The following is a 12,715-nucleotide window of genomic DNA, read 5'->3' as shown; positions in this document are numbered from 1 at the left end:
TTCGCCATGGTGCGTCAGGCGACCGTAACAGAGAGCCCCCGTTCGAAGCGGGGGCTGATCCTCAGCGCTGCAGTCGAAAGCTTCGGTGACGACGGGTTCGAGCTCACCAAGTGGGCCTCCGTGGCCGACAAGGTCGGCATCGGGCAGACAGCGCTCTACCACTACTTCGAGTCGAAGGTGCACTGCCTGCTGACGATCATGAGCACCGAGCTCGAGCGCAGCGCCAGCCGCTTCGAGCGAGTCGTCTCCCTCGAGGACGCGCCGATCGACCAGCTGCGTGCGGCGGTCCGCGCGGCGTACGACGTGACGCCGCAGGAGGTGCTGCAGATGCGCATCCTGCAGAGCCACATGGACCTGCTGGCGACCCCGCGACAGTCCGAGCGCGAGGAGGCCGAGCGGCAGCATGCTCGCGAGCTCGTCCGCAAGGTCGAGGAGAACTGGACCGGCCTGGTCAAGCGTGGCATCGAGTCGGGCGACTTCGCCGACCGCGACCCCCAGCAGACCAGTCGTGCGGTGCTTGCCCTCGTCGTGAGCGTCTGGCGTTGGTACCGCACCGGCGGACCGACGACGCTCGAGGAGACCCGCGACTTCGTATCCGACGCCGTCCTGCGGCTCGTCGGCCCCTGACCCATCCCGTTCCAGGTCCGCGCGGACCTCTGTCCGCAGAACCCAAACAGAATTCAGATCAGGAGAGACATGTACAACCTCATATTGATGGCCTCTCGTCCCGAGGACTGGTCTCATGAGCAGTTCATCGAGTGGTGGCGTGGCGAGCATGCCGAGGTGACGTACCCGCTTCCCGGCCTGCGCCGGTGGCTGCACACCGATGTCCAGGTCGCTCTCGAGGAGCGGTCGGAGGGCTGGGACGGTGTGTCGATCCTGAGCTTCGACAGCAAGGAAGCCCTCGACCAGGCGCTCGCGAGCGAGGAGTGGGCCGCCGCGATCAAGCACGTGGGCCGCATGCGTGGCCATCGGATCGCCGTCATGGGCGAGGAGCGGGCGATGGTGGGCTGATGCCCGCCTCGGACGCCTGGTGGGGCGTGCCCGGCTGCTACCAGGTCGTCGACGGTATCCATCGGATCCCGTTGAGCATGCCGAACGACGGGCTGCGCGCCGTCAACGTGTACGCAGTCGAGACCGACGAGGGGCTGCTCCTCGTCGACGGCGGCTGGGCGGTGCCGTCCGCTTTGGACGAGCTCGAGGCGGCGCTGGGGGCGATCGGGCGCTTGCCGCAGGAGATCAGTGACGTGCTGGTCACCCACATCCATCGCGACCACTACACCTTCGCCGTACGGCTGAGGGAGAGGTACGGCCCCCGCGTCCACCTCGGCCGGCTCGAAGGCCCTGGTCTCGCCGCGATCCAGGAGCTGGGTAGCAACGTCCCGGTCAGCTCGCTGCGCGAGCTCCGCCGATCGGGCGCGGATGATCTCGGCCGGATGATCGAGAAGGAGTCCGAGCTCGAGCCGTACGACGTCGCCGACTGGGCAGACCCCGACGGCTGGCTCGACGCCGGCCCGCTCGGGATCGCCGGTTGGCAGGTGGAGGTCGTGCACACGCCGGGCCACACGAAGGGTCATCTGGTCTTCCACGACGAGGAGCGTGGGCTGCTCTTCTCGGGCGACCACGTGCTCCCGACGATCACACCGTCGATCGGCTTCGAGCTCGGCGAGTGGGATCTGCCGCTCAAGCACTACCTGGAGTCGCTCGCGCTGCTGCTGGACCGAGTCGACGCCCGGCTGATCCCCGCCCATGGGCATCCGACCGACAGTGTCCACGATCGGGTGCGCGCTCTGCTCGCGCACCACGAGCACCGGTTCGGTCAGGTGGTCGCCGTCCTCGATGCCCGTGCGCGGTCGATGACGGCCGCCGAGGTCGCCGAGCAGCTTCCGTGGACCCGTCGCGACGTGCCGTATGCCGATCTCAACGACTTCAACCGGATGATCGCGATCTGCGAGACGGCCGCCCACCTCGACGTCCTGGTCGATCGCGTCGATGTCGAGGTCGACCAGGAGGACGGGGTCGACCGCTTCAGTCGGTGAACTGCACCTGAGGCGTACGGCAGATCAGCAACCGCCGCACGCGGCCGCTGGCTGGGTCGAGCTGGGCGCTCGCGTTGAAGGACGCCTCAAAGGCGCCGTCGCGACGGGTCTCGCCGAGGGCCAGCTCGGAGTCGTCCACCCGCGAGCCCGCCAGCAGATGGTGGGTGAGCACGCTGACCTCACGCTGCTCCAGGTAGGCGACCAGCCCGGCCCGGTCGCCCTGGAACTCGGCGGCCTGACTGTTGCCCTTGGAGAAGAGGATCGAGAGCTGGAAGTCGTCGGTGATCATGTCGAGGACCCGCTCAGGGGTGGTCGAGTCCATGATCTCGAACCAGTCGTGCAGCAGCGGGGTCGAGCTGGAACTCGTCGTCTGTGACATGCGGGATGTCTCCTTCGTGGATCGGTATCAGTCGGGCAGCAGGCCGAGCTTGGGGTCGAAGGCCACCTGGTACGCGGAGATGAGGCCGTCGTCGCCGAGCCGGGCGGCGGCGAGGAAGTGGCCAGTCACGGTCGTCTCGTCCTCGAGGACGGCGCCGTAGACGAACTCGAGGTTGCCCGCGACCGACGAGCGCTGCGGCACATGGCGGCGTACGACATCGCCACGGCCCGACAGGTAGGCCACGAGGTCCTCGCGGCCGATCCCGCGGACAGCGCGGTTGGGCAGCAGGATCGCGAACTCCACGTCGGGTGTCACGAGTGCCATGCCGGTGTCGAAGTCGCTCGCGTCGACTGCGGCGTAGTAACGGACCAGCGAGGGAGGGGTCTCGATCGACATGAGTTGAACTTAGTTCAGTAACTTGGGGTTGTCCAGGGATTCGTGTGATAGGAGTTACTATCTAACCGACTTCAGTTTGACTTCGTGGTCGGTTCACCGGACCGGACGAGACGAAGGAGCAGCGCATGAGCGGGCAACTGGCCGCGCGATTCGACGGGCAGGTGGCCCTCGTGACCGGAGGTGGTTCCGGCATCGGTGCCGCGGTGGCGAGGCGGCTCGCCGCGGAAGGCTGTGCGCGGGTGCATGTCGCGGACATCGACGCAGACAATGCGACCGCGGTCGCGGATTCGGTGGGCGGCAGCGTTCATGTGGTCGATGTCGCGGACCCGCAGGCGGTCGATGACCTCGTCGCCACGGTCACAGGGGCGGAGGACCGGCTGGATGTCGTCGTCCACGCCGCCGGCGTGGACGACCCGGCGGCCAAGGCGCGGATCCTCGCGGCCCAGGAGTCGGGTGAGCCCGTCGACGTGCTGTGCGAGCTCGACGACGGCTGGTACCGGGTCATGTCGATCAACCTCGACGGTACGTTCCACGTGCTCCGCGCGGCCGTACGGGCGATGCGTCCGCGCGGTGGGGGAGCGATCGTGACCGTCGGCTCCTCGGCGGCGTACGACACGTTGATCGGCTACCCGCACTACGCCGCCTCGAAGGCGGGCGTGCACGCCTTGTCGCAGTCCGTCGCCAAGGAGGTCATCTCGTACGGGATCCGGGTGAACACGGTTGCCCCTGGCCCGGTCGACACCCCGATGGCCGGCCGTACACCGGGCGCCGTCCGCAAGGCGATGGAGACGACCGGCGCCATCGGGTACGCCTCGGCCGAAGACCTCGCGGACAACATCTGCTATCTCGCCTCCCCGGGCGCGAAGAACGTCGTCGGGGCGGTGCTGCTCAGCAACGGCGGCCGCTTCACCGTCTGAGGAACCACCGCAGAGACCCGCCGCGAAAGGACCCCCCATGGACACCGAGTTCCCACACCTCTTCTCGCCCTTCGACATCGGCCCGATGTCGGTGAAGAACAGGCTGGTCGCGCTCCCGGCCGGAACGAGCATGGCCGAGGGCGGCGTACCGACCCATGGCGACACCGAGCACTTCGAGCGTCTCGCTGCCGGCGGCGTCGGCATGATCATCGGTGGCGCCACGGTCGTCCATCCGACGACCACGCTGCGTTCCCGCAAGCTGGTCGAGGCCTATCTCGACGAGTTCGTCCCGGCCGCGGCTGCCAAGGCCGACGTCATCCACCGCCACGGCGCCAGGTTCATCGGGCAGCTGTGTCATCTGGGACGCGAGTTCATCGGAGGCGAGTCCGACTCGCCGCCAGTGGCACCGTCGCCGATCAAGACGGTACGTGACGCGTACCCGCCGCATGAGCTGACCGTTGCCGAGATCCACGACATCGTCGAAGGGTGGCGGGTATCAACGGAGAACCTGGTCAAGGCCGGTGCCGACGGGGTCGAGATCCACGCCGCCCACGGGTATCTCCCGGCGCAGTTCATGTCGCCGCTGACCAACCGGCGTGAGGACGCCTTCGGTGGCTCCTTCGAGAACCGGATGCGGTTCCTGCACCTCGTCATCGAGGCGATGGAGTCGGTCATCCCCGAGGGCTTCGTCCTCGGCGTGCGTCTCTCGGGTGAGGAAGAGATCCCCGGCGGGATGGACATCGAGGACTGCGTACGCATCGCCGAGGATCTGGCCGGCTCGGGAGTCGACTACTTCAGCATCACGCACGGCACCCGCGGCAAGTACGTCAAGGACTCGACGAACCCGGACGCCGTAGCGGTGCCGTCGGCGGCGCGGGTCAAGGCGGCCACGGGTCTGCCGACCCTCGTCGGGCAGCGCATCCGGGACGCGGCGACAGCCGACCACATCGTCAAGACAGGGCGTGCCGATCTGGTCGGGATGGCCCGTGCGTTGATCGCCGACCCCGACCTTCCTGCCAAGTCTGAGTCCGGTCGGGTGAGCGAGGTGCGCGGCTGTCTCGGCATCAACCAGGACTGTCGTGCCTTCGATCCGCACCTGCACTGCGCCGTCAACGCCGAGATCGGCCGCGGGCGGCATCCCAACGTCGGTGTCCGTGTCGACAGTCCGAAAGAGATCTACGTCGTCGGGGGAGGGCCAGCGGGTCTGGAGACGGCCCGGATCGCGGCCGGCCGCGGCCACCGGGTCACTCTCTTCGAGCAGTCGCCGCAGCTCGGCGGTACAGCGCGGATCGCCGCCGCATCTCCGCATCGGGCCACCTTCATCGACGTCGTCGACTACCAGGAACGGGAGCTCAAGAGGCTCGGGGTCGACGTGAACCTCGCCGCCGGCATCGAGGCCGACGACCTCCAGGAGATCGTCGGGATGGCCGATCACGTCGTCATCGCGACCGGATCGCGCCCCGCGGATCCGCCCGACGTGCTGGCCGGCCGGCCGTTCGCAACCGTAGACGACGTGATCACCGGTGAGCTCGAGTACGTCGGCGACCGGCGTGCGCTCGTCTACGACGAAGGAGACGGGTTCTGGCCTGCGTACAGCGCGGCCGAGGCGCTGGTGCGAGCGGGCTGGCAGGTGACCTTCGCGACCGCCCTCGGCGCTCTCGCCTCCCGTGTGCCCGCCGAGAGCGCGGGTCCGCTGCTCGCCCGCCTCGGCGCCGGCGGGGTCGACCTCCGTGTCGCGAGCACCGTCGTCGTACCGGAGGATCCGGCGGCGTCGCTCCAGCTGGCGCCGGTCTTCGGAGGTGAGCCGATGGATCTCGGGCCAGTGCTCACCGTCTGGCACCGGCCGCGGGTGCCGGTCCTGCTGCCGGGTGTCGTCGCAGGCGACAAGGTGAGCGTGATCGGCGACTGCGTCACACCGCGGCGGGTCACGCATGCGATCGCGGACGGCTATCGGCTCGGCGCCGAGCTCTGATTCGGTCCGTCGTCAGCGAGCGGTCCAGCCGCCGTCGGCGTACACCTCGCTGCCGGTCATGTAGCCGGCGTCGTCACTGCCGAGGAAGGCGACTGCGCCCGCGATCTCGGCCGGGGTGCCGAGGCGCCCCATCGGGGTGTTGGCGAGCATCGCCTGGTGGCGCGGCGAGCCGCCGAACCGCTCGATCAGTTGCGGGGTCTCGATGAACCCCGGGTGCAGCGAGTTGACGCGTACGCCCCGGGTTGCCCAGTGCAGGGCGGCGTTCTTCGTCATCGTGCGCACCGCCCCCTTCGCGGCGTGGTAAGCGATGCTGTTGCCGAGGCCGCCGGTGCTGCCCAGGATCGAGGCGACGTTGACGATCGATCCGCCGCCGGTACGTTCCAGAAGCGGTCCGATGTGCTTCATGCCCAGCCAGACTCCGGTCTGGTCGACCGCGACCACCTGATCCCATGTGGCGCGTTCCTCGTCCTCGACGTTCGCGATGCTGCCGATCGCGGCGTTGTTGATCAGCACGTCGAGACCGCCCCAGGCGGCCTCGATCTGCGAGGTGGCCTCGCGCCATTGCTCCTCGTCGCTGACATCGAGTTCGAGGGCGAGGTGGCCGGTGCCGGTGAGCGAGTCGACGAGGGGACCGAGGTCGGTCCCGGCCAGGTCGGCCGCGGCGACCTGTGCCCCTTCGGCGCTGAGTCGGGCGCAGATCTCACTGCCCAGTCCGCCGCCCGCTCCGGTCACGAGCACTCGTCGATCTGTGTACCGCTGCATCGTTCACCTCGTCCTCTCGGTCCCTCGAATCCTCAAGTGAATTCAATGAGACTTTTCCTTGCCATCGTGTGACCTGCGCCATACAGTCTACCTGAACCAACTTCACTTTAGTTAACCGAGAAGACGCTGTGCCTCGAGGAGAAGAGATGATCAGACGACGACTGTTCGCGCTGGCCGCCGCTACGGTGGCGGTCGCGACGACCCTGACGGCCTGCGGTGGCGAAGCCACCAAGACCGAGCTCGCTGGTAGCTGGAAAGAGATCGTCGCGGCAGCCAAGGACGAGGGCTCGGTCACCCTCTACTCCACGCACTCCCCGGACAACCTCGAGCGGCTGAAGAAGGCGTTCGAGGCGGAGTACCCCGGGATCAAGCTGAACTATGTACGCGGCACCGACGCCGACATCATCCCCAAGGTCGAGACCGAGATCCAGACCGGTCAGGGCAACGCGGACATCCAGATGACGACCGACGCGGGCTTCATGGACAACGCGACGAAGCAGGCCTGGAACGTCAAGGTCGTCGGCTCGAGCTTCGACAACAAGGACTACAAGCGCTCCGAGAGCATCATGGACGACAAGTGGTTCCTCTCCAGCGCGACCGTCTTCGGCTACGGCTGGAACACCCGCAAGCTGCCGAAGGGCCTGCACACCTACGAGGATGTCCTGGCTGCGAACGCGAGCGGCGGGAAGCTGGGCATCACCAACCCTGCCGGCATCCCGACGTACGTGGACATGTACCGCCGGATCGACGCCGACTGGGGCGGTGGGTTCGTGGAGAAGCTGGCCGCCCAGAAGCCCCGCGTCTACCCGAGCGCCGTGGCCATCGACCAGGCGATCGCCTCCGGTGAGATCTGGGGCTCCCCGATGGCCGCGACCACGATGCTCGACACGAAGGCGAACGGTGCGCCGGTCGACTTCGCGGTCCCCAAGGACCCGTTCGGCGTCCCGTGGTACAGCCAGGTGCTCGCCTCGGCGCCGCACGCCAATGCCGCCCAGGTGCTCGCGGACTTCATGGTGACGCCCGAGGGGCAGGCCGCCATCTCGCACAACTACGTGGCTGTGCTGCCCGACATCAAGGGGACCGGCGTCCCCGGCTCGGAACTGCTGGCGCAGGACATCGAGCTCCCCGACCCCAAGACGCTCGACCAGGACTCGGTCAACGAGTACCAGGAGCAGTGGGAATCGCTCTTCCAGGGCTGATCACCGCCGCTTCGCCGACCCCGACCTCGAGGAAGACCTCATGACCACGATCGTCAGCAGCACACTGCCTCGTCTGCGCGGCGACGCCGCTACCTGGCGCGCGCGCCTGACGTACGCGCCCTTGATCCTCATCCTCGGGTATCTCGTCGTGGTGCCGCTCTATCGGCTCCAGTCGCTCGCGTTCGCCGACGGCGCGAGCGGCTACCGGGCCCAGTTCGGGCGCGACGACATCGGGGAGACGCTCCGTACGACACTCCTGCTCGCGGTGGGGTCGTTGGCCATCGCGATGGTGCTCGGCACCGTCCTCGCCTTCGCGACGAGCCGGCTCCCGCGGCGACTCGGCTTCCTGCGGGTCGTCCCGCTCCTGCCGATCGTGATGCCGTCGGTGGCCAACGTCGCCGGCTGGGCGTTCCTGCTCTCGCCGGGGCCGGGCTACCTCAACGCCATGCTGCGGCACCTGCCGTGGTGGCACGACCTCGAGAGCGGTCCGGTCAACATCTACAGCACGACCTGGATCATCATCATCACCGGCTTCGGGCTGACCTCGTTCGTCTACCTCTTCGTGAGTGCCGGGATGCAGAACATCGGCTCGGAGCACCTCGAGGCCGCGGCGATCAGCGGGTCGTCCACGATCGGGGTCTTCTTCAAGGTCGTGCTTCCGCTGCTGCGCCCGTCGCTGGTGTACGGCGCGGGTGTTTCGCTGCTGCTCGGGCTCGGACAGTTCACCGGGCCACTGCTGCTCGGGCAGAACGAGGGCGTCAACGTACTCACCACAGAGATGTATCGGCGTACGAGCGAATCGCCGACCAACTTCGCCGCGGCCGCGGCTGCGGGATCGCCACTGGTGATCTTCGGGCTGCTGGTGATCTTCGCCCAGCGCTACCTGCTCGGCAACCAGACGCGGTTCGTCACCCACGGCGGCAAGTCCTTCGCGCCGACCCACGGCCGGTCCGCCTGGGCGGCCGTCGTCGTGGCGGCGTACGGACTGGTCGCGTTGGTGCTGCCGCTGGTCGGGGTGATCCTGGTGTCGCTCTCGCCGTTCTGGTCGGCCAACCTGTCGTGGGGCCTGCTCACGCTGGACAACTACCGCGCGCTGCTCGAGACCCCCGGGATCGTCGAGTCGGTGGTGACGAGCGTCGTCACGTCGCTGATCGCGGTCGCGATCTGCGTACCGATCGGGCTCGGCGTCGCCCAGCTCATGGTGCGGCGTCGGGACCTGCCGCTCGTACGCCTCCTCGGTGACCTGATCACCGCGCTGCCGCTCGGTATCCCGGCCGTGATCTTCGGCGTCGGTTTCCTGCTGACGTACACCCAGCCGCCGTTCATCCTGTACGGCACCAAGGCGATCATCGTGCTCGTCTACGTCGTCCTGATGATCCCGTTCGCGACCCGGATGCAGCTGACGGCGCTGGTGTCGCTGGGCAACACCTATCAAGAGGCGTCGGCGGTGAGTGGTGCCGGCCCGGTGCGCACCGCGTTCAACGTCACGCTTCCCATGCTCAAGCCGGCCGTGCTGAGCTCCATCGCCCTGATGTTCATCCTGCTCACCCACGAGTTCGCCGCCTCGATCATGGTGCGCTCGGCGACGACCCAGGTGATGGGCACGCTCCTCTACGACCAGTGGACCAACGGTTCGTACCCGCTGGTCGGGGCGATGGCGATCCTGATGTCCGCCGTCACCGGAGCCGGCGTCGCCATCGCGATGCTGGTCGGTGGCCGAAACGTGCTCGACAACCTCTGAGTCGTAATCCAACCAAGCAAGCCCATGGAGGGCCGATGTCCGCCAAGTTCCGAGTCGAAGGACTCACCAAGTCGTACGGATCGAACGTCGTCGTCGACCACCTCGACCTCGAGATGGAGGAAGGCGAGTTCCTGGTCCTGCTGGGGCCGAGCGGCTGTGGCAAGACGACCACCCTTCGCTGTCTTGCCGGCCTCGAGACCCCGGAGTCGGGCGTCATCGACTTCAAGGGGCGTCACGTCTTCGACTCCGGCCGGCGGCTGAACGTGCCGGCACACAAGCGGGACGTCGGCATGGTGTTCCAGTCGTACGCGCTGTGGCCGAACATGACCGTGCGCAAGAACATCGCCTACCCGCTGAAGGTGCGCAAGATGCGCGAGGCCCTCGCCGGCGGGAAGGTCGAGGAAGCAGCCGCGATGGTGCACTGCGAGCACCTGCTCGATCGCTACCCGAGCCAGCTCAGTGGTGGGCAGCAGCAGCGCATCGCCGTCGCCCGTGGCCTGGTCTCGCGTCCGGACCTGGTGCTCTTCGACGAGCCGCTGAGCAACCTCGACGCGCGACTGCGAGACACGGTGCGTACGGAGATCCACCGGTTGCACGAGAGCCTCGGTTTCGGTGCGGTCTTCGTGACCCACGACCAGTCCGAGGCGTTCGCGCTCGGTGATCGGCTGGCCATCATGCGTGCCGGCAAGATGGAGCAGGTCGACACGCCGCAGCGGGTCTTCGCCGACCCGGCGACCGACTACGTCGCCGAGTTCATCGGCATGTCCAACCGGCTCGAGCTGCACCGCAGCGCCGAGGGATGGCGTACGAACGCGGGTGTCGACATCGCGCTCGAGCGGGAGCTGCCCGACACGGACGCGGTGGTCGCGCGGCTGTGGCCCGATGACCTCGAGCTCTACCGGGACGTGGCCTCCGTGCCGTCCGGCGTCGTCGCGCTCGACGCCGAGCTGCTCTCCTCCGAGTTCGGCGGACGCCATTACGACGTCACCGTCGCCGCAGGTCAGGAGGAGCTCCGACTCCGTGCCAGCAGCGCGCTCCACGGATCGTGGCTGCGTCGCGCGGAGGAGGGTGCGAAGGTGGTCATCGGGCTGCGCCCGGAGACCATGCAGGTCTATCCGCTGGAGGCGGCAGCGACCGGGGCGGAGGCTGCGGCCAGGCCGCTGGTTTCGGCGTCGTCCTGACGCCGGCTGCTGGTCGGTGTCGGTGGTCGTCGGGTCGGTGGTGTCGGGTCGGTCCTTGCGGCCCGGTTGTTGTGGTCAGTCGGTGGTGACCACGAGCCGACCTGTCACCCGGCCGGCCCGGAGGCGCTCGATGCCTTCCGGGACCTGATCGTGGTCGAGGTGCTCGATGGTCGGGGTGATCTCGCCGCGGGCGAGGTAGTCGTACACCTTGGCGATGTCCTCGCGGGTGCCGCCGGACGAGCCGTGGATGTGGGCGCCCTGGTGGACGACGTCGGCGGTTACGAGGGTCGTCTCGACCGCGCCCATGCCGACCATGACGATGGTGCCGCCCTTGCGGATCGCACCGACCGCGGCGGATGTGGTGGAGCCGAAGCCGGCGAAGTCGATCACCGCGTCGAGGCCGAGGCCGATGAGGTCCTCCGCTCGTGGGTGCACGGCAGCGAGGCCGAGCCGCTCGCCGAGGGCCACTGCTGCGGGGCTGGTGTCGGCGGCGTACACCTCGGCGCCGAGCAGGGCAGCGATGCGTGCACCGAACTGGCCGAGTCCGCCGAGCCCGATGATGCCGACACGGTCACCTGCGCCGACCCGGGCGACCTCGGCGACCGCGTGGTGGGAGGTCATGCCTGCGTCCGTGCCGGCGGCGGCCAGGTCGAACGGGAGGCCGTCGGGCATCGCGACCAGGTCGGCCGCGGGAGCAACGGTGTATGCGGCGTACCCACCGTCGCGGCTGTAACCCGGGACGGTCGCGCCGAGGGGATGTACGCCGACCCGGTCCCCCACCTGCCACTGCGTGACCGCCGTGCCGACCTGCGCGATCTCGCCCGCGATCTCGTGGCCGAGGGTGATCGGGTTGCGCTTGATGTTGACGGCCCATGACGGCTCGTCCAGCTCGCCCACGTCGGAGTGGCACATGCCGGCCGCGCGTACGCGGATCAGGACCTCGTCCGCCGCAGGGGTGGGGACGGGCACCTGGTTGAGCGTGAGGGGACGTCCGGTCCCGGTCCATTGCCAGGCCCCCATTGCGGTATCCATAGAACTGAAGTTAGTTTGGTTTGGGTGCCATGTCCAGGCGCCCGAACCATCGAGGAGGTTCTGTGAAGAGCACTCAGGTGCATGTGGTCACGCTCCCGGACGGTGATGTACGTCCGGAGCACTTCGAGCTCGTGAATGTCGACCTGCCCGATCCAGGGGCCGGCCAGGTGCTGGTCCGCAACACCTGGACCTCGGTCGACCCGGGGATGCGGCTCCGGCTGCGTGCCGACGCACCCGAGGGCTACTTCCGGGCCTTCCCGCCGAGCGAGCCGATGGACGGGATCTTCACGGTCGGTGTCATCGAGGAGTCCCGTGCCGAGGGCTTTCCGGTCGGTGCGACGGTGTGGCACTCCTACGGCTGGCGCAGCCACGCGATCGTCGATCCCGACGAGGTCGCGATGAACGGCGTCGCCGACCTGCGAGTCCTCGACGTCGAGCGGTCCTCCCCGCAGACGTACCTCGGTCCGCTCGGCGCGATGGGGTTGACGGCGTACGCCGGGCTGCATGTGATCGATGCGCTCGATGCCCGCGAGGACACCCCGACGATCTGGGTGTCGGCGGCCGCGGGAGCGGTCGGAAGCCTGGTCTGCCAGATCGCGAAGCTGTCCGGCCTGCGGGTCGTGGCGAGCGCAGGCACTGAGGAGAAGGTCGCCTGGCTGCGTGACGAGATCGGCGTGGATGCCGCCTTCAGCTGGCGCGATCGCCCGCTGGTGGAGTCGCTGCGCGACGCCGCGCCCGAGGGGCTCGACCTCTACTTCGACAACGTCGGCGGCGGCCACCTCGAGGCTGCCCTCGCGGCGATGAACAACCATGGCCGGATCGCCCTGTGCGGCTCGATCTCGGAGTACGAAGGGGCACCCGCCGGCCCCGACAACCTGTTCCTCGCCACCTCCAAGAACCTCACCCTCCGCGGCTTCCGGGGGAGCGCGCACACGCAGTTGCTCGACGAGATGCAGGAGCGGGTCGGTGGCTGGCTCGCCGACGGCCGGTTGAGCTACCGCGAGAGCGTCTACGACGGTCTCGCCAAGGCGCCGCAGGCGATCGCGGACATGATGCTGGGACGTACGACCGGCAAGACGCTGGTCCGGATCTGAGGA

Annotated in this window: 13 protein-coding genes; 9 read left to right on the top strand and 4 right to left on the bottom strand. The window is 68.4% G+C overall.

Annotated features, from left to right (window positions below; all coding sequences use genetic code 11):
- Positions 1-6: 6 nt before the first annotated feature.
- From ABTW65_RS04565 to ABTW65_RS04555, 3 genes are all read left to right on the top strand, one after another.
- Entirely contained in the window at positions 7-627 is a 621-nt protein-coding gene (locus ABTW65_RS04565) for a TetR/AcrR family transcriptional regulator (protein WP_350658756.1), read from the top strand.
- Between the two features lie 69 nt (positions 628-696).
- Positions 697-1,014, top strand: a complete 318-nt coding sequence (locus ABTW65_RS04560; RefSeq protein ID WP_350658755.1) for an EthD domain-containing protein — start codon at positions 697-699, stop codon at positions 1,012-1,014.
- Positions 1,014-2,039 carry an MBL fold metallo-hydrolase gene (locus tag ABTW65_RS04555; RefSeq protein ID WP_350658754.1) on the top strand — a complete coding sequence of 342 codons (1,026 nt, stop codon included), beginning with the start codon at positions 1,014-1,016 and terminating at the stop codon, positions 2,037-2,039. Before ABTW65_RS04560 ends, ABTW65_RS04555 begins: the two co-directional genes overlap by 1 nt.
- Here ABTW65_RS04555 and ABTW65_RS04550 read toward each other — a convergent pair.
- Together ABTW65_RS04550 and ABTW65_RS04545 are read right to left on the bottom strand one after the other, a co-directional pair.
- Entirely contained in the window at positions 2,029-2,418 is a 390-nt protein-coding gene (locus ABTW65_RS04550) for a hypothetical protein (RefSeq protein WP_350658753.1), read from the bottom strand. The two genes, ABTW65_RS04555 and ABTW65_RS04550, sit on opposite strands and share 11 nt — an antisense overlap.
- A gap of 27 nt (positions 2,419-2,445) precedes the next feature.
- A complete protein-coding gene (locus ABTW65_RS04545) occupies positions 2,446-2,814 on the bottom strand; it encodes a nuclear transport factor 2 family protein (RefSeq protein WP_350658751.1) in 369 nt (122 codons plus the stop codon).
- Positions 2,815-2,939: 125 nt separating this feature from the next.
- On the opposite strand from ABTW65_RS04545, the gene ABTW65_RS04540 reads away from it, so the two are divergent.
- Complete coding sequence (locus ABTW65_RS04540; RefSeq protein ID WP_350658750.1) at positions 2,940-3,731, top strand: SDR family NAD(P)-dependent oxidoreductase; 792 nt, start codon at positions 2,940-2,942, stop codon at positions 3,729-3,731.
- 37 nt (positions 3,732-3,768) lie between these two features.
- Complete coding sequence (locus ABTW65_RS04535) at positions 3,769-5,703, top strand: oxidoreductase (protein ID WP_350658749.1); 1,935 nt, start codon at positions 3,769-3,771, stop codon at positions 5,701-5,703.
- Between the two features lie 12 nt (positions 5,704-5,715).
- Here the strand turns inward: ABTW65_RS04535 and ABTW65_RS04530 are convergent, their stop codons facing one another.
- Positions 5,716-6,465 carry an SDR family NAD(P)-dependent oxidoreductase gene (locus tag ABTW65_RS04530; protein WP_350658748.1) on the bottom strand — a complete coding sequence of 250 codons (750 nt, stop codon included), beginning with the start codon at positions 6,463-6,465 and terminating at the stop codon, positions 5,716-5,718.
- A 146-nt stretch (positions 6,466-6,611) separates the two neighbouring features.
- Here ABTW65_RS04530 and ABTW65_RS04525 point away from each other — a divergent pair, with 146 nt between their 5' ends.
- From ABTW65_RS04525 to ABTW65_RS04515, 3 genes are read left to right on the top strand one after another with little or no spacing between them, the layout of a single operon-like run.
- Entirely contained in the window at positions 6,612-7,664 is a 1,053-nt protein-coding gene (locus ABTW65_RS04525; RefSeq protein ID WP_350658747.1) for an ABC transporter substrate-binding protein, read from the top strand.
- Positions 7,665-7,704: 40 nt separating this feature from the next.
- A complete protein-coding gene (locus ABTW65_RS04520) occupies positions 7,705-9,405 on the top strand; it encodes an ABC transporter permease (RefSeq protein WP_350658746.1) in 1,701 nt (566 codons plus the stop codon).
- Positions 9,406-9,440: 35 nt separating this feature from the next.
- Positions 9,441-10,586, top strand: coding sequence for an ABC transporter ATP-binding protein (locus ABTW65_RS04515; protein WP_350658745.1), 1,146 nt, complete (start codon positions 9,441-9,443; stop codon positions 10,584-10,586).
- Between the two features lie 75 nt (positions 10,587-10,661).
- On the opposite strand, the gene ABTW65_RS04510 is transcribed toward ABTW65_RS04515, so the two are convergent.
- On the bottom strand, positions 10,662-11,618 hold the full coding sequence (locus tag ABTW65_RS04510) for a zinc-binding dehydrogenase (protein ID WP_350658744.1): 957 nt from the start codon (positions 11,616-11,618) through the stop codon (positions 10,662-10,664).
- 62 nt (positions 11,619-11,680) lie between these two features.
- On the opposite strand from ABTW65_RS04510, the gene ABTW65_RS04505 reads away from it, so the two are divergent.
- Entirely contained in the window at positions 11,681-12,712 is a 1,032-nt protein-coding gene (locus ABTW65_RS04505) for an NADP-dependent oxidoreductase (RefSeq protein ID WP_350658743.1), read from the top strand.
- Positions 12,713-12,715 lie beyond the last annotated feature (3 nt).

Origin of the sequence: Nocardioides sp. NPDC127503 (assembly GCF_040302165.1) — a bacterium.
GTDB lineage: Bacteria > Actinomycetota > Actinomycetes > Propionibacteriales > Nocardioidaceae > Nocardioides.
Note: the sequence above shows the minus strand (reverse complement) of the source record. Positions and strands in the feature narration are given on the sequence as shown.